The 18,828-nt window shown below is 37.9% G+C and carries 18 protein-coding genes and 1 pseudogene; 6 read left to right on the forward strand and 13 right to left on the reverse strand.

Annotation, left to right across the window (positions count from 1 at the left end; genetic code table 11):
- Positions 1–45: 45 nt before the first annotated feature.
- From HSP_RS0109345 to HSP_RS0109360, 4 genes are read right to left on the reverse strand one after another with little or no spacing between them, the layout of a single operon-like run.
- A complete protein-coding gene (locus HSP_RS0109345; protein ID WP_007526341.1) occupies positions 46–1,287 on the reverse strand; it encodes a PD-(D/E)XK nuclease family protein in 1,242 nt (413 codons plus the stop codon).
- 18 nt (positions 1,288–1,305) lie between these two features.
- Entirely contained in the window at positions 1,306–2,058 is a 753-nt protein-coding gene (locus HSP_RS0109350; RefSeq protein ID WP_007526300.1) for a PP2C family protein-serine/threonine phosphatase, read from the reverse strand.
- Entirely contained in the window at positions 2,058–2,903 is an 846-nt protein-coding gene (locus HSP_RS0109355; RefSeq protein WP_007526327.1) for an SIR2 family NAD-dependent protein deacylase, read from the reverse strand. The genes HSP_RS0109350 and HSP_RS0109355 overlap by 1 nt, the downstream gene beginning before the upstream one ends.
- On the reverse strand, positions 2,900–3,100 hold the full coding sequence (locus HSP_RS0109360) for a DNA translocase FtsK (RefSeq protein WP_007526313.1): 201 nt from the start codon (positions 3,098–3,100) through the stop codon (positions 2,900–2,902). Before HSP_RS0109360 ends, HSP_RS0109355 begins: the two co-directional genes overlap by 4 nt.
- A 231-nt stretch (positions 3,101–3,331) precedes the next feature.
- Here HSP_RS0109360 and HSP_RS11030 point away from each other — a divergent pair.
- Positions 3,332–4,333 (forward strand): annotated as a pseudogene (locus tag HSP_RS11030) (virulence RhuM family protein/type II toxin-antitoxin system death-on-curing family toxin).
- A 51-nt stretch (positions 4,334–4,384) separates the two neighbouring features.
- On the opposite strand, the gene HSP_RS0109370 reads toward HSP_RS11030, so the two are convergent.
- The 3 genes from HSP_RS0109370 to HSP_RS0109380 are packed head-to-tail and all read right to left on the reverse strand — an operon-like array spanning position 4,385 to position 6,998.
- Positions 4,385–5,095, reverse strand: coding sequence for an SIR2 family NAD-dependent protein deacylase (locus HSP_RS0109370; RefSeq protein ID WP_007526311.1), 711 nt, complete (start codon positions 5,093–5,095; stop codon positions 4,385–4,387).
- Positions 5,096–5,098: 3 nt separating this feature from the next.
- Positions 5,099–5,989, reverse strand: a complete 891-nt coding sequence (locus HSP_RS0109375; protein ID WP_007526395.1) for a 5' nucleotidase, NT5C type — start codon at positions 5,987–5,989, stop codon at positions 5,099–5,101.
- Between the two features lie 58 nt (positions 5,990–6,047).
- On the reverse strand, positions 6,048–6,998 hold the full coding sequence (locus tag HSP_RS0109380) for a helix-turn-helix transcriptional regulator (RefSeq protein WP_007526390.1): 951 nt from the start codon (positions 6,996–6,998) through the stop codon (positions 6,048–6,050).
- A gap of 162 nt (positions 6,999–7,160) precedes the next feature.
- Here HSP_RS0109380 and pflA point away from each other — a divergent pair, with 162 nt between their 5' ends.
- From pflA to HSP_RS0109400, 4 genes are all read left to right on the forward strand, one after another.
- Positions 7,161–7,901 carry a pyruvate formate lyase 1-activating protein gene (pflA, locus tag HSP_RS0109385; RefSeq protein ID WP_010129957.1) on the forward strand — a complete coding sequence of 247 codons (741 nt, stop codon included), beginning with the start codon at positions 7,161–7,163 and terminating at the stop codon, positions 7,899–7,901.
- Positions 7,902–8,047: 146 nt separating this feature from the next.
- The gene (gene prlC, locus HSP_RS0109390) at positions 8,048–10,075 is read left to right on the forward strand and encodes an oligopeptidase A (RefSeq protein WP_010129958.1); all 2,028 of its coding nucleotides are present in this window, start codon (positions 8,048–8,050) and stop codon (positions 10,073–10,075) included.
- A gap of 114 nt (positions 10,076–10,189) precedes the next feature.
- Positions 10,190–11,347, forward strand: coding sequence for a prephenate dehydratase (pheA, locus tag HSP_RS0109395; protein ID WP_010129960.1), 1,158 nt, complete (start codon positions 10,190–10,192; stop codon positions 11,345–11,347).
- Positions 11,348–11,391: 44 nt separating this feature from the next.
- Positions 11,392–11,961, forward strand: coding sequence for an anthranilate synthase component II (locus tag HSP_RS0109400; RefSeq protein WP_007526344.1), 570 nt, complete (start codon positions 11,392–11,394; stop codon positions 11,959–11,961).
- Positions 11,962–11,999: 38 nt separating this feature from the next.
- Here HSP_RS0109400 and HSP_RS0109405 read toward each other — a convergent pair whose 3' ends face one another.
- From HSP_RS0109405 to proQ, 5 genes are all read right to left on the reverse strand, one after another.
- On the reverse strand, positions 12,000–12,629 hold the full coding sequence (locus tag HSP_RS0109405) for an MBL fold metallo-hydrolase (protein ID WP_007526337.1): 630 nt from the start codon (positions 12,627–12,629) through the stop codon (positions 12,000–12,002).
- Between the two features lie 13 nt (positions 12,630–12,642).
- Positions 12,643–13,200 carry a peptidoglycan L,D-endopeptidase MepK gene (mepK, locus tag HSP_RS0109410; protein WP_007526340.1) on the reverse strand — a complete coding sequence of 186 codons (558 nt, stop codon included), beginning with the start codon at positions 13,198–13,200 and terminating at the stop codon, positions 12,643–12,645.
- A 140-nt stretch (positions 13,201–13,340) separates the two neighbouring features.
- Positions 13,341–14,894, reverse strand: coding sequence for a L,D-transpeptidase family protein (locus tag HSP_RS0109415; RefSeq protein ID WP_007526367.1), 1,554 nt, complete (start codon positions 14,892–14,894; stop codon positions 13,341–13,343).
- A gap of 90 nt (positions 14,895–14,984) precedes the next feature.
- Positions 14,985–17,000, reverse strand: coding sequence for a carboxy terminal-processing peptidase (prc, locus tag HSP_RS0109420; RefSeq protein ID WP_007526401.1), 2,016 nt, complete (start codon positions 16,998–17,000; stop codon positions 14,985–14,987).
- Between the two features lie 139 nt (positions 17,001–17,139).
- Positions 17,140–17,709 (reverse strand): RNA chaperone ProQ, encoded by a 570-nt coding sequence (gene proQ, locus HSP_RS0109425; RefSeq protein ID WP_007526350.1) that lies wholly within the window; start codon positions 17,707–17,709, stop codon positions 17,140–17,142.
- 328 nt (positions 17,710–18,037) lie between these two features.
- On the opposite strand from proQ, the gene HSP_RS0109430 reads away from it, so the two are divergent.
- Positions 18,038–18,250 (forward strand): cold-shock protein, encoded by a 213-nt coding sequence (locus HSP_RS0109430; RefSeq protein WP_007526405.1) that lies wholly within the window; start codon positions 18,038–18,040, stop codon positions 18,248–18,250.
- 48 nt (positions 18,251–18,298) lie between these two features.
- On the opposite strand, the gene HSP_RS0109435 is transcribed toward HSP_RS0109430, so the two are convergent.
- On the reverse strand, positions 18,299–18,817 hold the full coding sequence (locus tag HSP_RS0109435) for a hypothetical protein (protein WP_007526291.1): 519 nt from the start codon (positions 18,815–18,817) through the stop codon (positions 18,299–18,301).
- Between the last annotated feature and the right edge of the window lie 11 nt (positions 18,818–18,828).

The following is an 18,828-nucleotide window of genomic DNA, read 5'->3' on the forward strand; positions in this document are numbered from 1 at the left end:
GGTTAGTAAGGAGTATTTTAGTGAGAGGTGCGACAAAAGGTGTCGTTAGAATTTTTTAATATCCAGCTTTTTTATTTTATCTAGATTATCTGTAATGATATCTAATAAAGGTTTACATAAATCAAAAATTTGTTCAGCTAATTCTCCATTAGGAATTTTTCTCAGAATTTCTGCATCCCAATTTCTTAGACTTCCATCAAAATACTTTCGAATAACCCAAGATTTTTTTTTATTAAAGTGAGCTTTAATATCTGGATTATCAAAAATTTCATTCAGTAAATCATATAGTTTTGGGTATTTATCCTTATGACAATATACCCCATAATGTCCGCCTCTAAGATTAGCGTAATCAAATTCAGCCCCAACCCCCCAATAAATATCTTCAGCATCAAAGTAAATTCCAAAACCTTTACCTGTTACTTCTCCATTAAGATCACATTTCCAGCCGTAATTCTTTAACTTTTTATAATCATAAGCAAAACGTTCTTGTAATTGTTCAACTAACCTCTCTATCAAATTTTCATATAGCTGTTCTTTTGAATCGATAACACTCAAGGCAGAATGTAATGCATCATTATTTTCATTTTTCATTAAATATTTAACTAAATCATCATTAGTTTCAGTATTTCCCATAAGTTCCTCACTTAAAAATTTTTTAAAATCCTGACTAAATTGTTTAACCGCCGGTGCTATGATCAATGTGTTATCTAGCCAATCAACCAAATCTTTCGCTGACAGTAAGATAGCTTTTTTAGCGCCGATTAGCTCTTCCCATTTATCTTTTTCAATGGAGTTTTCGGAAGGAGGTTCCTTAAAAACAGGAAGATAAATAAGACAGTATTCAACTTCTCTATATCCCTCTAAATCATCTCGATAATCTTTTAGCTGCTCTTCTTGGTCAGAGGCAAATCTCAATTTATTTTCAATTGAAACTATCCAGCGACGTTTATTATTTAAAAATCCCTCAATAAAAATATCATGCCGACGATTTTCACTTGTTGCTTTTTCAACACACACCTGAATTTTGTCGTATGCTAGAAAGTTATGTTTTTCGATATATTTCAGAAAACTATTTAAAAACAAATCTCCTTGTCCATGAGTTTCTTTCGGATCTAGTAAAAATGCAAGAATTTTTGATAATCCCATCTCATCCGTTCGTAAAAATTGAAACGGATTAAAACGATTTGAGTCGTATAGTTCAGTTTTTTCACGTTGTAATCTAAAATTTTCAATCACTTGATTGATAGAAATTAAAGAATCAACTATCTGGTTAATATTATTTGCCATAGCGGCTCCTTAGGTTAATTAAAACACACAGATTATAACCGACAAATCATCATAAAACCCTTGTTTCGCAATTAATTTACGACACACCGTCAATCGAGATTTATCATTATCATATTGTTTCCAAATCTTTTCTCTCACTTCTTCTGTAAGACCATCTGTTAATCCGTCAGAACACAGTAATAAACTTTCTCCTTGTTTAATTTCAATTTCCTGATAAAAGATTTTATCTTGAAATTCAGAATAATCGGCGACTAAACAAGAAGAAACGCCGCCATAGATCGTGGCGAAATCTTCCTCTTTTTTATTGGGGAAATCAGCTAACAATTCAGAAAGAATAGAATGATCTTGGGTGATTTGTTGCCATTTACCTTGTGCATCAATTAAATAAGCACGACTGTCGCCTACGCTGAGAATTTTCGCTTTACGGGTTATTTGATCAATCTCTGCTGCTACAAAAGTGGTTGCTGAGCCAAAATAATCCTCCGCTAATTCTGCTGATAAACTGGATTGCAAATCGTAGATCGTTTGACGACTTATGCTTTCTATTTGGCTTAATAATTGCATAGCCAACTTGCTCGCTTTTTCAGGTCGGTTGCTATTGGAAATACCATCTGCCACGCCCACAATAAAGTGCGGTCGGTTTTCAAGGCGTTTTTCAGCTGTTTTGAGTTTATATTGAAACACCGCCTCGCCATTAAAAAGGGCATCTTGGTTGTGTCGCTTATTACTGCCAATTTGTTGGCAGAAGGTAATTTCGCAAAAATTTTCCATTATTCAACCGCTTGTTGAGAAGGATTTAGAAGGCGATCAATCGCTTTTAGCGCATCTAACGCTTTCATTTCTAGACTTAAAAAGTGCATTTTCGGCACGCCTGCATCTTGAGGGTTAATACGGATAAATCCGCCCTTTTTTGCTTTTGCCGTACGTTCAGAAAAGCGACGCACAGTTGGAATTGCTTTCCCTGCCCCCAGTTCGATGACGACGAGATTTTGCACTTCTTTTAACCATAAATCGAGCTTATTTCGTTTTAAATTTTGATAATTACTGCTGTAAAAATAATCGTCAAACATAAGCACATTTTGTCTTGCTAAACGCTGACAATAAGGGCAACGAGGCGGCTCACTCAATAAGCGCAAGTTTTCATTATCCACCACAGGTTGAAATTCTTTTGCAGACCAGCTCAGATCCCGGCAATTATGCACACACTGCAAACGCTCTAGTGTGCCATGTACTTCATAAATGCGCCCTTCTTCAAACCCCGCTTTCTGAAAATGCCCATCCACATTGCTTGTAAAAACAAAATAACCATGTAGTTTGCTTTCTGCCCAACGTTTTAAAATTTGGTAGCCATCATGCGGGATTGTTGCGCGATATTGCGATAAGCGATGCCCGTAAAACCAATAAGCTAACTCTTGATGGGTTTCATAAGCCAATGGCGTCGCAATATCTTGGAAATTGATATTACGGCCTTTAAACATTGGATAAGCATTCCAAAATCCGCCAACGCTGCGGAAATCGGGCAGCCCAGAATCCACGCTCATACCCGCACCAGCTGTAATTAAAATGCCGTCTGCCTTGCGGATAAGTTCCACTGCATAATTTAAGTCATTTTTCATAATACTTTTCTCTGCCCATTTCTCATTGGTGAAATAACGCCTGCTTCCTCTAGTTGATCTAAAATTCTCCCTGCCCGATTAAATCCCAAACTAAACTTTCGCTGAATCCGTGAACAAGATGTAAATTTTTCTTGTTGCACAAATTTTTTTACATCCTCAAAAAGTGGATCGCGCGTATCAGTTACTTTCATTGACATAATTTTTCTCCTCTGTCGTTTTTATAACTCCCTAGAAAAAGGCTTAAGAGTGCTATAAGAAGTAAAACCTTTCTTTTATGGAAAAATTATATGGAAGGGAGCGACAGTTCGTGTCGTTAGTGAATATTACAAGCGGTTATTTTTAGAAGGTTTTTTACAAATAATAGCTTCCGTATTGCAATATGCATATTTATCTGTTTATATATACATATAGCTTATTAAGGAAAAAATATGAATAACCAAAATCCGATTGAAATTTACCAAGCTCAAGATGGCACAACGCAAGTGGAAGTGAGATTTGAAAATGATACCGTTTGGCTTTCCCAGGCGCAGATGGCAAATATTTTTGATACTAGCTCAGATAACATAAGCCTACATTTAAAAAATATTTTTAATGAAGCAGAACTTGATGAAAATTTAACTACCGAGGATTTCTCGGTAGTTCGACAAGAAGGGAAAAGACAAGTTACTCGTAAGGTTAAACATTATAATTTGGATGCTATTATTTCTGTAGGCTATCGAGTGAAGTCTAAATCTGCAACAAATTTTAGAATTTGGGCAACTGCACGTTTAAAAGAATATCTGACTCAAGGCTATACCATTAACCAAAAACGTTTACAGCAAAACGCTCACGAATTAGAACAAGCACTTGCACTTATTCAAAAAACGGCAAATTCATCGGAATTAACGCTAGAAAGCGGTCGTGGATTAGTGGATATTGTCAGCCGTTATACGCATACGTTTTTATGGCTATAACAATATGATGAAGGTTTACTTACCGAACCACAAACACAGCAAGGCGGTACGTTACCAACTTATATTGAGGCCTGTTCTGCACTAGCAGAGTTAAAATCACAGCTGATGACAAAAGGTGAAGCGAGTGATCTGTTTGGACGTGAACGAGATAATGGCTTATCTGCGATCCTAGGTAATTTAGATCAAAGTGTATTTGGTGAACCCGCTTATCCAAGCATTGAAGCAAAAGCAGCACATTTACTTTATTTTGTCGTCAAGAATCATCCTTTTTCAGATGGTAATAAACGTAGTGGCGCATTTTTATTTGTAGATTTCTTACATAGAAATGGGCGTTTGTTGGATCATAATGGATACCCAGTTATCAATGATACTGGGCTTGCAGCACTCACTTTATTAGTTGCAGAATCTGATCCGAAACAAAAAGAAACGCTTATTAGGCTTATTATGCATATGCTTAAATATAAGCAAGATAAGTAATGAAAAATAGCGACCGAAGTCGCTATTTGTTTAAAAAGTGCGGTCGATTTTCTATGATTTTTTAATTTTCTCCAATAACTCAGCGACCACTTTCGGAACGCCCTCGCCCGCTTTTTCTTTTATTGCAATCACTTGCTTACGAACAAATCCTGTATTTGGGTTAGGATCAATCAAATAAATTGGCGCTTTGCTTGGGGCTTCATTGACCAAGCCATTGGCTGGATACACTTGTAAAGAAGTGCCAATCACTAACACAATATCTGCTTGTTCCACAATATCAACCGCTCGTTCTAGCATCGGCACCATTTCACCAAAAAAGACGATGTAAGGGCGCATTGGGTGTCCATTTGGATCTTTATCTTCTAATTTCTGATCACCAAAACAATCCACAACATAACTTTCATCAAAACTACTGCGAGCTTTATTTAATTCACCGTGTAAATGCAACACTTTCGAGCTGCCTGCACGTTCATGTAAATCATCAACATTTTGCGTGATGATTCTCACATCATAGGCTTTTTCTAGTTCAACCAAGGCGAGATGCGCTGCATTAGGCTTAGCTGCTGCCGCATTTTTACGGCGTTGATTATAGAAATCAAGCACTTTCGCGCGGTTCTTTTGCAAGGCTCCAGGCGTGCAAACTTCTTCTACTTTATGCCCTGCCCACAAGCCATCTTCCGCTCTAAAAGTTGGAATACCACTTTCGGCACTAATTCCTGCTCCTGTTAATACCACGCAAATTGGTTTATTTTTCGCCGTCATTTTTCACGCTCCTTTTTGTTCTAAAATTTCATCAATCTGTCTATCTCTAGCCATCATGCCAAATATATTTCCCGCTTTATAAAGTGGTTGATAAGCATAGTTTTCAATATGTAAGAACGGCTTATCTGAAAGGCGTTGGAAATATTGTTTTAGCTGTGATTTTGAGCGTAATAACACGTCATATTCGGCTTGAATATGAACACTCATTGCTTCAATACGCATTTTAAAGTCATCACTGAGATAAGGGCTGATAATTAAATAGACCGTTTTCTGTTCGGTTGTTGTTTCATTCGCATAAACACATGCCAAATTAAACACTTGCCATTTATAGCGATCTGCAAAAGCACCAATGATTCGACTTTGCTCTTCATTTTCAACTTGCACGAGAGCGGCCGGCTTTTTCAAGCAATCTTGCAAAATATCACTTGGTGTAAAAGACCCACAGTCCAAATAAGATAGTACGCAGTTCCAGTTAGCAAATTGTTCAGTACCAAAATGTAAGTGTTTACCTTCGAATTTATCCGCGCCATTTTTAGTGCGATCATCAATTAAATAATCGCCTTGGTTCAGGTTTTTATGGTGAGATAAAATTAACCGCTTGTATAATGCCGAGCCTTTTTCTTCGCCAAAATAACGCTGAATCCATTTTACTTTATCGCTCCACGCCGATGGATTATGCCAAGGCGCGGTAGAAAGTGCGTAAATATGATATTTCTTCATCAATTTATGAACCGCAGAAATCGCGTTTGGCATGGGTTCCATTAAGCTAAAAATACCCTCGACTTCATCATATCGCCCCTCATACTCTTGCTTGGTTTTCTCATCTAATTTTGCAATACCAGACGGGAAATCAACCATCACATTATCCATATCAATATAAACAATTTTCTTCATTTTAATGCCCTCTCTGTTGATGGCTTAATGATAAAAGATGAAGCGACAATTTATGTCGTTAGGTATTTTTGTCTAAATAAGTGCGGTCAATTTCTTGGTAATCTTCACCAAAATGGGCAATCCACCATTCCAGCATGGCGCTCTCAATCACGGTCGCGGAAATTTCATATTCAGTTCCACAATCTTTTACAGTTTGATCGGCTGAAAGCGGGGTTTCTGTCAAAAAGCCTCCCGTTTGTTTATCAATACGGAACGTTAAACGAATCTTTCTACCAGAGCTAAAGCCAAATTTTTGGCTTTCAACATAAGCTTTTAGATTAAATTTCGGGCGTTCAAATTGCATTGTGCTGACATTTACTTCAAGTAAACGATGCAAGGCTAAATGTAAAATATCGCCATGTTCATATTCTGCCACCACATAACTGCTAGGGCCTTGTTGCACAAGGGCTAGAGGCTTAACTTTTGCCTTATGTTCTTTGCCGTGAATACTACGATAATGCACTTGCAAAAAGCGGTTTTGATAAAGTGCGGTACTAATTTGCTTAAAAATTTCAGGATCAATTTTTGCTGGCAACAATGGTTGGCTAGTTGGTGCAATAGCCACTTTATTGAGCCATTCTGAAGCCCCTTTTTTATGCAGTTCATAAGCAAGATTGTAATCTGCTTGTTTAAAGAACCCCTCCATCGATTGCATAATATTGGCAGGTAAAATGCCAGCTAAATATTGCTTTGCCAACATCAAAACCAACGATTGCTGTTCATTTAAAATTGGCATATCTAAGCCTTTTGCATCGGGTTTCCAACGATAGCTATAAGGCTTATCACTCCGATTACAGTCAATTTCAAATTGTTCACATAACGTATTCAATGCACGCTGAATACTACGCACATCTCGCTCAATGCCTAATGCGAGCAATTTTTCTTGTAATTCTGATGTGCTAATGGAAGTGTTTTTCGGAATTAAACGTAATAATTCAAGATAGAATTTTAGGGAGGATGATTCGGACATATTTTAAAATTAAATAAAAATTAGCATGGTCATTATTCTAGCAAAAATGGAGAAAAAACATACTCAACAAATCTGCAATTATTTTGTGAAATCTGACCGCTTGTAAGGCATTTCTGCTAAAATACACCGTAATAGTTAATTTAATCATTTAAGGAAAGCATCATGTCTGTTTTAGCTCGCTATCACTCCTATGAATCTTGCGGAACCGTTGATGGACCAGGTATTCGCTTTATCCTCTTTTTACAAGGGTGTTTAATGCGTTGTAAGTATTGTCACAACCGCGACACTTGGGATTTAGATGGTGGCAAAGAAATTAGTGTAGAAGATCTGATGAAAGAAGTAATCACTTATAAACACTTCATGAAAGCAACCGGCGGTGGTGTTACTGCTTCTGGTGGTGAAGCCGTATTACAAATGGAGTTCGTGCGCGACTGGTTTAGAGCCTGTAAAGCAGAAGGCATTGATACTTGTTTAGATACCAACGGCTTTGTCCGCCATTACAGCCCTGTGGTTGATGAAATGCTAGAAGTGACCGATTTAGTGATGTTGGATTTAAAACAACTCAACGATGAAATCCATCAAGACTTAGTCGGCGTTTCTAACAAACGTACGCTAGATTTTGCACGTTATTTACAAAAACTCAATAAACGTACTTGGATTCGCTATGTTGTGGTGCCCGGTTATACTGATGATGATGATTCTGCTCATCGATTGGGTAAATTTATTGAAGGTATGCAAAACATCGAGAAAGTCGAGTTGCTTCCTTATCACCGTTTAGGCGCACATAAATGGAAAACGCTTGGCTACGACTATGAGTTAGAAGGCGTGTTACCACCGCCAAAAGAAACCTTAGAACGAATTAAAGGCATTATTGAAAGCTACGGACACGTAGTAAAATATTAAGAAAACAAGCGGTCGGATTCAGTTCTTTTTTTGCAAAAAGAAGAAAAAATCTGACCGCTTGCGTTTTTTTCTTGAACTCCCTGCCATTTAGCCTCATATTGTGAAAGTTTTACAACCTTATCGCATGATAAAAGGATGAATTTTATATGTCTAATCCACTTTTAAATTACACTGGCTTACCTGCCTTTTCAAAAATCAAACCTGAACATATCAAACCAGCCGTAGAAGCCGTCATTAAAACTTGCCGCGAAACGATTGAAGAGGTTTCACAAATTGAAAATCCAACTTGGGAAAATTTCTACTTACCGCAAGCCGCCGCTGGTGATCAATTTAGTCGCGCATGGTCGCCTGTTGGCCATTTAAATGCGGTGAAAAACTCGCCTGAATTGCGTGAAGCTTATCAAACTTGCTTACCGTTATTATCAGAATACAGCACTTGGGCAGGACAACATAAAGGGCTATATGAAGGCTATTTAAAACTTAAAAACAGCCCAGCTTTTGAAAGTTACTCTTTAGCTCAAAAAAAAGCGATTGAAAACAGCCTGCGTGATTTCGAGCTTTCTGGGATTTCTCTGCCTGAAGATAAACAAAAACGCTACGGCGAAATTTCTGCCCGCCTTTCGGAATTAAGTTCTGATTTTAGCAATAACGTCTTAGACGCAACAATGGGTTGGGATATTGTGATTACAGATGAATCACAATTAAAAGGTTTACCAGAATCGGCACTTGAAGCCGCAAAACTTTCTGCTGAAAGCAAAGGGAAAAAAGGCTATCGCTTTACCTTAGAATTCCCAAGTTATTACCCTGTTTTAACCTATTGCGAAAACCGCGAATTGCGTGAAATGATGTATAAAGAATATGCGACTCGCGCATCAGATCAAGGCAGCAATGCGGGCAAATGGGATAACTCAGCCAACATTGATGAAAAACTAAAACTTCGCCGTGAATTAGCACAATTACTCGGTTTTGCCACCTATGCGGATTATTCTCTAGCAACCAAAATGGCTGAAAATCCACAGCAAGTGGTCGAATTTTTAGAAGATCTTGCAAATCGCGCGAAAAAACAGGCTAAAGAAGAACTTTGTGCCTTAAAAGCCTTTGCAAATCACGCTTGTTCAGAACAGCTAGAGCCTTGGGATATTGCTTATTACAGCGAAAAACAAAAACAAGCGCTTTATGCGATTAACGATGAAGAACTTCGCCCATATTTCCCTGAAGATCGCGTACTTTCTGGCTTATTTGAGCTAATGAAACGCATTTTTGGTTTACGCATTGAAGAAAAATTTGGTATCGATACATGGCATAAAGACGTACGCTTTTTCCAAATCTACGATGAACAAGGTGAAGAACGCGGTGCATTCTATTTAGATTTATATGCACGCGAAAATAAACGTGGTGGTGCGTGGATGGATGATTGCATCAACCAAAAACGCTTTGCTGATGGCAGCTTACAAAAACCTGTTGCTTACTTAACCTGTAATTTCAACAAACCTATTGGCAATAAACCTGCGCTATTTACGCATGATGAAGTTACTACCCTTTTCCACGAATTTGGACATGGCATCCACCATATGCTGACTCAAATTGAAGTGGGCGATGTCGCAGGCATTAACGGCGTGCCGTGGGATGCAGTAGAATTACCAAGCCAATTCTTAGAAAACTGGTGTTGGGAAGAAGAAGCGCTGGCATTCATTTCAGGTCATTATGAAACAGGCGAACCTCTACCAAAAGAGAAATTAACTCAACTGCTCAAAGCGAAAAACTTCCAAGCAGCCATGTTTGTGGTGCGTCAATTAGAATTTGGATTGTTTGATTTCCGCTTACATTTAGCTGAACCACGTGAAGGCTTAGTGCTAGACACACTAAAAGCGGTCAAAGCTGAAGTTGCTATTGTGAAAACGCCTGAATGGGTACGCACACCGCATAGCTTTAGCCATATTTTTGCAGGCGGTTATGCTGCAGGCTATTACAGCTATTTATGGGCAGAGGTGTTATCAGCAGATGCCTTCTCAAAATTTGAAGAAGACGGTATTTTCAACCGCGAAACTGGGCAAAGTTTCCTCGATAACATTCTTACTCGTGGTGGTAGCGAAGAGCCTATGGTGTTATTTGAACGCTTCCGTGGGCGTAAGCCAACGTTAGATGCACTATTGCGCCATAAAGGCATCGCTTAAGCATCCTTCAAGCGGTCATTTTTGCAAAAAAATTTGCAAATTCGACCGCTTGTCTTTTCTTTGATAAACAAATCGCTATAATCTTTCCCATTCCATTTGCAACGAGAAATAGACATGTCTTTAGATTTATCGGATATTCGCACGCAGATCAGCCAGCTTGATCGCAATCTTCTAAAATTGCTTGCTGAACGCCATCGCCTTGCTTTTGATGTGGTGCGCAGTAAAGAAATCACACAAAAACCGCTACGTGATATTGAGCGAGAAAAAGAGCTACTCCAAGCGTTAGTCAACCATGCAGAATCAGAAAACTATCAACTTGATCCACAATATGTGACGCAAATTTTCCAACGTATTATTGAAGATTCCGTGCTGACGCAACAAAACTATTTGCAAGATAAGCTCAATGCGCAATCTGATGAAAATGTCTCTATTGCTTTTTTAGGCATGCGTGGCTCTTATTCAAACATGGCTTCACGTCAATTTGCGAAAAAATTCCAAGCTAACCTTGTCGAATCAAGTTGCAATACCTTCGCTGAAGTGTTTGAAAAAGTCTCACAAGGCGAAGCAAAATTTGGTGTGCTGCCGTTAGAAAATACTACCTCAGGTTCCATCAATAAAGTTTATGATTTATTACAGCACACAGATTTGGCTGTAGTTGGTGAATTAGCCTATCCCATCAAGCATTGCTTATTAACCAATGGGAATGTTGATCTCAATGAAATTGACACTATCTACACCCATTCTCAACCAGCACAACAATGCAGCCAATTCTTAGCACAGCTGAATCGCGTACATATCAAGTACTATGAAAGCAGCTCACATGCTATGCAAATGGTAGCCAGAATGAATAAACCCAACGTGGCAGCGATTGGGAATGAAGATGGTGGCAAACTCTATGGCTTAACCAATATTCAATCAGATATTGCCAACCAACCCAATAACCTGACCCGTTTTATTGTGGTCGCAAAAGAGGCGGTAAAAGTATCTCCTCAGGTACAAACTAAAACACTACTGTTAATGACTACCACGCAACAAGCTGGGGCATTAGTGGATGCGTTGATGGTATTCAAAACGCATGATATTCGAATGATGAAGCTAGAATCTCGCCCTATTTATGGTAAACCTTGGGAAGAGATGTTTTATGTGGAATTAGAAGCGAATATCCATACAGACAATATGCAACAAGCACTTAAAGAACTTGCAAGCGTAACCAGTTATTTCAAAATTCTAGGTTGTTATCCAAGCGAAATTATTCAACCAGTTAAACTCTAATTTTCAAGCGAGCTTTAGGCTCGCTTTTTTCATAGGACATCCCTTTGCTACTTATTATTGATAATCACGATTCATTTACGTTTAACTTAGTCGATCTGCTTCGAAAACTTGAAGTAGAAATGGAAATCGTCTCATCTGATGCACTTGATTTAGATGAAGTGGAGCAATTCAGCCATATCCTTATTTCGCCGGGCCCTGATGTCCCACGTGCCTATCCGAAAACATTTGAAATGCTTGAACGATATGCCAACCATAAACCGATTCTTGGGATTTGCCTAGGACACCAAACACTTTGCGAATTTTTTGGAGGCACACTTTACAATTTGGCTCAAGTTCGACACGGCGAACAACGCCCTGTGCAACAAATTCTTGATAACCCATTATTTGAAGGACTACCTGAGCATTTCTTAGTTGGGCTTTATCACTCTTGGGCAATTTCGCAAGACTCCTTAAAAAATACACCGCTTGTTACGACTACATTATGCGATCAAAACGTCCTCATGGCATTTAAACATCAATCTCTGCCTATCTACGGCGTACAATTCCATCCCGAATCTTTTTTAACAGAATATGGTGAGCAAATGTTACGAAATTGGTTAGCCATGAAAAACTAACTAAAAAAATAAAAACCTTGCATCAAGCAAGGTTTTATTTATTTAAAGAAAGGATTGTGTACTTTTTCACGACCAATAGTCGTATGTGGGCCATGACCGGGAACGATAATAAAATCATCAGGCAAATCAAATAACTTGGTTCGAACGGTAGCTAAAAGTTGCTCTAAGTTACCCATATATAAATCCGTACGCCCAATGCTATCTTTGAATAACACATCACCAGTAAAAGCAATTTTATTTTCCATATCAAAAAAGCCAATATGCCCTGGTGCATGCCCAGGCAAATGACGAATTTGATAAGTTAAATTCCCAACCTGAACACTTTGCCCTTCTTCTAACCAATGATCTGGCAAAAAGGCAGGAACAGGAGGAATTCCAAACATTTCGCACATTTGAGGCAATTGCTCAAATAAAGGCTTATCCGCCAGATGTGAGCCATAGACTTCTACACCGAAATGTTGATGCAAGGCCTCAACTGCCATAATGTGATCAAGATGAGCATGGGTAATCAGTAATTTTTCTACCTTAAGCCCTTCTTGTTCTACAAAGTGAATGATTTTTTCTGCCTCATCCCCTGCATCAATAATAGCGGCATTTTTATTTTCATCCCAAATCACCGTACAATTTTGCTGAAATGGGCTAACAGGAATAATTTGTAAATTAAACATAAATTTTGACCGCTTACACGCCAACCCAAGTTCTTACAGGGCCAGTGTCCACGTGAACGAAATTGCTTCTTGGATAATACCCAACGCCACCGTTATTCAGACTAAGTGCTGCATCTCTCACTTTCGCTAATGGCACGCCTGAAACTTGGAAATCGACTGCTTGACCACGAATATGGAAGCTATTGCTCGCTACACCGCGATGGTTACGACGCATTGCTGCATTGGTTTTCGCTGAGCGGTATCCGCTTAACACTAAAATTTCTGCATTACGAAAACCTAAACGACCTTGAAGTTGGTTTAATTTAACAAAAAGATTTGGGTCAATGGTTTTCACTTGATTGGTATGTCGATCACGCATTAAATAATTCAAAGCATTTAGATCTTTCGGCCCTAAACGTCCACCGAAAAAATTGACAGCGTGTTGTTCGCCAGTATTGATATTATGAAAACGTAATGCTAAAGGGGTTGATGTAGATAAACTTGCCATCACTTTACTAGGCAAAATTGTAGCGCCTAATACTAACCCGCCTAGTGATAACCATTTACGGCGTTGTAAATTAATTTGATTCATTTTAATTTCCTCAATGTAACTTGAGTGTATAGCGTTTATTACGCTAGAGATTTAATCAATCTATACTAAAATAGGTCGATTATAAAAATAAAATATCTGAGAAACGAGCCCGTTTCTCAGATTTTTCTCAAAAATGCGACTTAAATCACATTTTTCACTTGTTCCCAACTAATTGCTGTTTTCGGAATGTTGGTATCTAATTTATAAATATCCGGTAAGCTGTACACGGTTCCGTTTTCCACCCATGAGGTCACATAATAAAGATAAACTGGGTTATCTGAACGAATTTGTGCCGAAGTGGTTTTTTGGCTTGCTAACACCTGACCTTTCTTATCAACTGACCAACCAGCTTCTTTTAATAAGATTGTCGCTAAAGCATCAGCTTGTTCTACACGGACACAGCCAGAACTTAATGCACGATCTGTACGACCGAATAGCCCACGATTTGGCGTATCATGCAGATAAATCGCATTTGAACTAGGCATATTGAACTTATAACGACCTAATGCACTATCATCACCTGCTTTTTGGCGGATACGATAAGGTACGCTTTTCGCATTAATATACTGAGACCAATTCACGCTGCGTGGGTTCACTTTATTTCCAGCACCATCGAAAATTTCATAGTTTAAGCTATCCGCAAGTGCAGGATTACGCGCTAACTTTGGTACAATGTCTTTGGTTAAAATAGTTGTTGGTACGTTCCAAGGTGGGTTAACAACCACATTACTCAATTTACTATACATTACCGGTGTACGGCGATCATCGCGTCCAACAATTACTTTAGATTGCAGCGCTAAATTACCATCACGGAAATAGAAAAGCTGATAGCTTGGAATGTTCACAAAAATTCCGTTATTAAAACTTGGAATAATGCGTAAACGTTGAGCATTTAATGCTAACTTATAAAATGAGCTAGATGTTACAGAGTTACTTGCGCCAGCACTTGCAGTCTGTCCTTTACCTTTTTTAGCTTTAGCCGATTTCGTTGCTACACTACCGTTTGGAGACATAGCAAATAAACGCTGAACAGTTTCTTGATAGATGTGATTTTTCGGTACTAAATTAGCCACAAATTGCGCTGAGTTACCTTTTTTTACTGCGCTCATCCAAGCTGCAATGTGTTCAGCACTTGGTGCTTTTGTATTATATGAACCTAAATTGTATAACCAGCTGTTTGCATTTTGATATACATTTTTGTTGTAATAAAGATAATCTAAGAAACTATCTGTTAACAACATATCACGCGCTAAACCTTCTGGTTGACTTAAAATTTGTTGCAATGCTTTTGCTGATTTTGCAGAAACACCACTTGCAGCAAATGCAGCATACTCTTTTAAGAACTGGCGAGTTGCTGTTTTATCTTCCCACATTGGTTGGAAATCGTTATCTAGATAAACTTTCGCAGTTGCATTCGTTAACAACAAGCTATTAGCACCTACTGTTTCTCTGACTTTGGTTTCTGCTTCAGCTAATTTTCTTGCTTGTTCTTGGCGTAATTGTTCTTGCTCATAGGCATAATCAGCACGCTTTGAAAGTTCTGCCGCGCGGGCTTGTTGTGCTTCAAAACTTAATTGAGGTAAAACAGTATCTCCGGCACTTACCGCCGTTACCGCAGGGGTTGCCACATTAGCTGTTTCAGCCACTGCGATGGTAGAAAACATCATCAGCGGTAATAGTTTAAATTTCTTCATAAATAATCAATTTTGCAAATCTTTCATAAAAATATGACCGCTTAGCTAAGCCATCGCTAAGCGGCAAGTTCGGATATTATAACAATTTTGTTATTTTGTATCAATTTCCAACCAATCGACCATCATTTGCTCAGCTTCTTTCAAGAAGAAATCTGGTGCTTCATAGTCTTTCGGTAAGTCATCAATATGTTTTAACAATTTTTTGCCTTCACGTTTAAAACGTTCATTGATATTTTTCAAGCGACGAGCATCATCTTCCGCTTCCTCTTTTTGGCGTTCAGCTAAATTTAAAGAGGTAAACTTACGATTATCTCGCTCTCTAGCAATCTCAATTTCTTTATTTAATACGATAAATTCTGGAGATTGCTCAATTCGTGCTTCATGTTTGTCAGTCAATTGTGAAACAACATCACGAGCATGACCCGCTTCAGCATATTTTGCCGCTGGAATTTTATCCCAAGGTAACGCATTATCTTCGAAACTTTCGCCTGTTTTTTCAGCATTAATCACTTCTGGGAATTTAATATCTGCATCCACCCCTTTTAACTGGGTACTTCCACCGTTAATTCGGTAGAATTTTTGGATCGTGTATTGAATATAACCCAATGGCTCTTTATCTAAATCATAAATAAAGTTTAATGAGCGACTTTGCTGTACGGTACCTTTACCAAAGGTTGTCTGTCCAACGATAATCGCACGATTATAATCTTGTAATGCTGCCGCAAAGATTTCTGAAGCTGAGGCACTATGGCGGTTAATCATTACCATCATTTTGCCGTCATATAACGATGTATCTGCATCAGGATCTTCATGCACTTTAATCCGGTCGAAAGCATCACGGACTTGTACCACTGGGCCTTCTTTAATGAATAATCCAGTAAGTTCAATAACTTCAGTTAATGAACCACCGCCATTTTCACGTAAATCAATAATCAAGCCTTCTGCTTTTTTTCCCTTCATTTCGCTTAACAATTTACGCACATCTTCTGTTAAACCAATGTAGAAAGTAGGAATTTTAATTACCGCAATATTTTTACCGTCGATTTTATCTACCGTCAGTTTGGCAGCACTATCTTCAATACGCACTTTATCGCGGACTAAAGTAATAATTTTGGTTTTTCCACCTTTTTCTGGTTCAATTTCTAGGCGAACTTTTGAACCTTTTTTCCCTTTAATTTTATCGACCACATCATCTAAACGCCAACCGATAACATCCTCGATTGGTCCACTTTCACCTTGTCCAACACCAACGATTTTATCATTTACCGCAATACGTTTGCTTCGTGCTGCAGGCGCACCAGGTACGAGTGATTTAATTGTCGTGACATCATCTTCCATTGAAAGCGTTGCCCCAATTCCTTCTAAAGAAAGGTTCATACTTTCTTGGAAAGCCTTCGCTGAACGAGGCGATAAGAAGTTAGTATGTGGATCAATCTCTAGCGCAAATGAATTTAAATAAGTTTGTAAAATATCGTCTGCTTTCGTTTGAGTTAATCGTTTGATTGCTAGGTTATAACGTTTGGCTAAAGTCTTTTTAATTTCCGGCCATTTTTTATCTTTAAGATGTAAATTGATAATTTCATATTTCACGCGCGCTTCCCATAATTTATCCGCTTCTTCTACGGTTTTTGGGAATGGCGATTTTTCACGATCATTTTCAATTTCATCATTACCTTTTAAATCAGGCTCATTATCTAATAGAGACAAAGCAAATTTATAACGCTCATAACGGCGTTTTAAAAGTAAATCATAAATTGCAAATGCAGCATCTAACTGACCTTCATACAGTTGGTCATCTAAAACCGAAGCATATTTCTCTCGCAATTCGTCTATATCTGACTGTAAAAACGTCATATGCATACTATCAAGCATATTGATATAGCGATCAAAAATCTTACCCGCAAATTCATCATCTAATTTAAATTTGTGGTAATGCGATTGTGTTAGGCGAGCTGTAACACGTTTAGTCGAAATTTTGTGTTGTTCGCTCGGTTTAGGTAAAACAATTTCATTTTGTTGAATTTGCGGTTCAATCGCAAATACTTGACTGGTAAATAATCCAATCAACCATACTGTCATGAATCGGCTAAATTTATTCACTTTCATTAGCATTTCTCTTCACAATTAAAATCTACTTTTTAAAAGCAGTTAGGAGGCTCGGCCTCAAATATTCTTTGCAGAAAAAAGAACAACTACAAGCGGTCAGTTTTGCAAAAACCTTTACAAAATCGACCGCTTGATTGCATTAACGACCAAATTTGGTGGCTAATGCTGCAAGGCTTTCTGCAGAAGCTTTTCCATTATTTTGTGCGTTTTGTGGTTTTTTCACTTTATTGAATGGGCGTTTTTTAGCTTGTTCACTCGCTTTCTTTTTAAATGATTCTTTACGCTGTGCTTTACGTTGTTCTGCTTTACGTGCGTTAAAAGCTTCTTTCGCTTGCGCTAAACTTTGTGCTGCGTGTTCTGCTTGTTGAGCATCGACTACACCAGCTTCTTCACCTTGTAAGCCAACACGTACTGCATTTTCTTGACAGCAAGCCAAATAGCGCCAGCTCATCGTATAAGCACGTAATACTTGACGAAGTTGTGTTTTACTTACCGTTTCATCATCAGCAAGTGCTTCGGCTAAATCTTGGAATAAACCTACTTTTAATGGCTTAGCTTTACCTTCTAAACTAAAGCAAAGTGGGAATTTTTGTGCTAAATAGGCAATAACTTCTTTGGTTGGAGGGTTAACTTTATTGGTTGCACCTGCAGCCGGTTGGTTTTCTGATGGCTGTTGTGATACTTGGGTTTCTAATTCTTGTTCTGACATAATTTTTCCATTTTTGGTGTAAAAATTTGGTTTGCTAAAACGCCCTAAAACGCGCTTAATTAAAAGTCTCTACTATATTTTATTTGATTAGGAGAGTCTATCATTTTCACGCTATTGGGGCAGAAGTTTCGTTAAAAAGTTCCCTAAATCGTCAAAACTGACCAAAAGCAAAAATATTGATTGCTTTAGTAGGGGATAAATGGTCTAATCAACAAGCTTTTCGTTGCGTTAATGTGTTCTCTTTTTTCATCTCTATTTTCCAGAGCGTTCTGAGTAGTTCCATCCGCTCTCGTTGAGCATATTGATTATTTTTAAAAAGGAAAATGTTATGTCTAAACAAACAGGTACAGTAAAATGGTTTAACGCAACCAAAGGCTTTGGTTTTATCGCACCAGATCAAGGTGGCGAAGATGTGTTTGTTCACTTCTCTGCAATCGAAAACAACGGCGGTTACCGTACCTTAGAAGAAGGCGCGAAAGTAGAATTTGAAGTTCAAGCTTCAGATCGCGGTGCTTCTGCAGCAAATGTGAAAAAAATCTAATTTTTCTGAATTTTAAAAAACCTTGTTTTAACAAGGTTTTTTAATTATCTAATCAGTGTTAATAAACTTTGAAAACTTAACAGAAGAAATATCTTTTTTATCAAATTGAGTTTTCCTACCTTTCCCATTTCGAGTCTCTAAGTTTTCTTTAGCGATTAAGAAAATATTATTTCCAGAAGGCTTCAAATAATACCTTTCAAGATTAGCCTGTCCGTTTCCATATTCCAAATCTATGATAAACATGTCATTTTCTACATCTATGCTAGGAAAAACTTCATCTAACTCATCAAATAATTTCGTAGTATAAATATACTCACCATTTTTCTTAAAAAAGACATCATATCTTTTCTGCATACAAATCTCACCAGATTGGTCTAAATAAGAAATGAGAAACATCTTAGTGTCGTTTAAACTTACTGTTTTATCTAGCAAAATATTTTTATTTGATAATATTTGTGCAAGTACAACCTGTTCTTGTGTGCAAGGGTTAAATACTTCAATTGCTTTTGCATAAGCATTATTTAGCAATACCAAATATGAGAGCGTCATTAAAAAATATTTTTTCATAGCATTTCTTA

Source organism: Haemophilus sputorum CCUG 13788, from assembly GCF_000238795.1.
Classification (GTDB): domain Bacteria; phylum Pseudomonadota; class Gammaproteobacteria; order Enterobacterales; family Pasteurellaceae; genus Haemophilus_A; species Haemophilus_A sputorum.

Bases quoted from the DNA above. Each gene is read 5' to 3' on its own strand.
- pheA (WP_010129960.1), top strand. From the start codon at position 10,190: ATGTCTTTAGATTTATCGGATATTCGCACGCAGATCAGCCAGCTTGAT.
- HSP_RS0109380 (WP_007526390.1), bottom strand. From the start codon at position 6,998: ATGTCCGAATCATCCTCCCTAAAATTCTATCTTGAATTATTACGTTTA.
- HSP_RS0109415 (WP_007526367.1), bottom strand. From the start codon at position 14,894: ATGAAGAAATTTAAACTATTACCGCTGATGATGTTTTCTACCATCGCA.
- HSP_RS0109355 (WP_007526327.1), bottom strand. From the start codon at position 2,903: ATGAAAAATGACTTAAATTATGCAGTGGAACTTATCCGCAAGGCAGAC.
- HSP_RS0109370 (WP_007526311.1), bottom strand. From the start codon at position 5,095: ATGACGGCGAAAAATAAACCAATTTGCGTGGTATTAACAGGAGCAGGA.
- pflA (WP_010129957.1), top strand. From the start codon at position 7,161: ATGTCTGTTTTAGCTCGCTATCACTCCTATGAATCTTGCGGAACCGTT.
- HSP_RS0109430 (WP_007526405.1), top strand. From the start codon at position 18,038: ATGTCTAAACAAACAGGTACAGTAAAATGGTTTAACGCAACCAAAGGC.
- proQ (WP_007526350.1), bottom strand. From the start codon at position 17,709: ATGTCAGAACAAGAATTAGAAACCCAAGTATCACAACAGCCATCAGAA.
- HSP_RS0109435 (WP_007526291.1), bottom strand. From the start codon at position 18,817: ATGAAAAAATATTTTTTAATGACGCTCTCATATTTGGTATTGCTAAAT.
- HSP_RS0109375 (WP_007526395.1), bottom strand. From the start codon at position 5,989: ATGAAGAAAATTGTTTATATTGATATGGATAATGTGATGGTTGATTTC.
- prc (WP_007526401.1), bottom strand. From the start codon at position 17,000: ATGAAAGTGAATAAATTTAGCCGATTCATGACAGTATGGTTGATTGGA.
- prlC (WP_010129958.1), top strand. From the start codon at position 8,048: ATGTCTAATCCACTTTTAAATTACACTGGCTTACCTGCCTTTTCAAAA.
- HSP_RS0109360 (WP_007526313.1), bottom strand. From the start codon at position 3,100: ATGTCAATGAAAGTAACTGATACGCGCGATCCACTTTTTGAGGATGTA.
- HSP_RS0109350 (WP_007526300.1), bottom strand. From the start codon at position 2,058: ATGGAAAATTTTTGCGAAATTACCTTCTGCCAACAAATTGGCAGTAAT.
- mepK (WP_007526340.1), bottom strand. From the start codon at position 13,200: ATGAATCAAATTAATTTACAACGCCGTAAATGGTTATCACTAGGCGGG.
- HSP_RS0109345 (WP_007526341.1), bottom strand. From the start codon at position 1,287: ATGGCAAATAATATTAACCAGATAGTTGATTCTTTAATTTCTATCAAT.
- HSP_RS0109405 (WP_007526337.1), bottom strand. From the start codon at position 12,629: ATGTTTAATTTACAAATTATTCCTGTTAGCCCATTTCAGCAAAATTGT.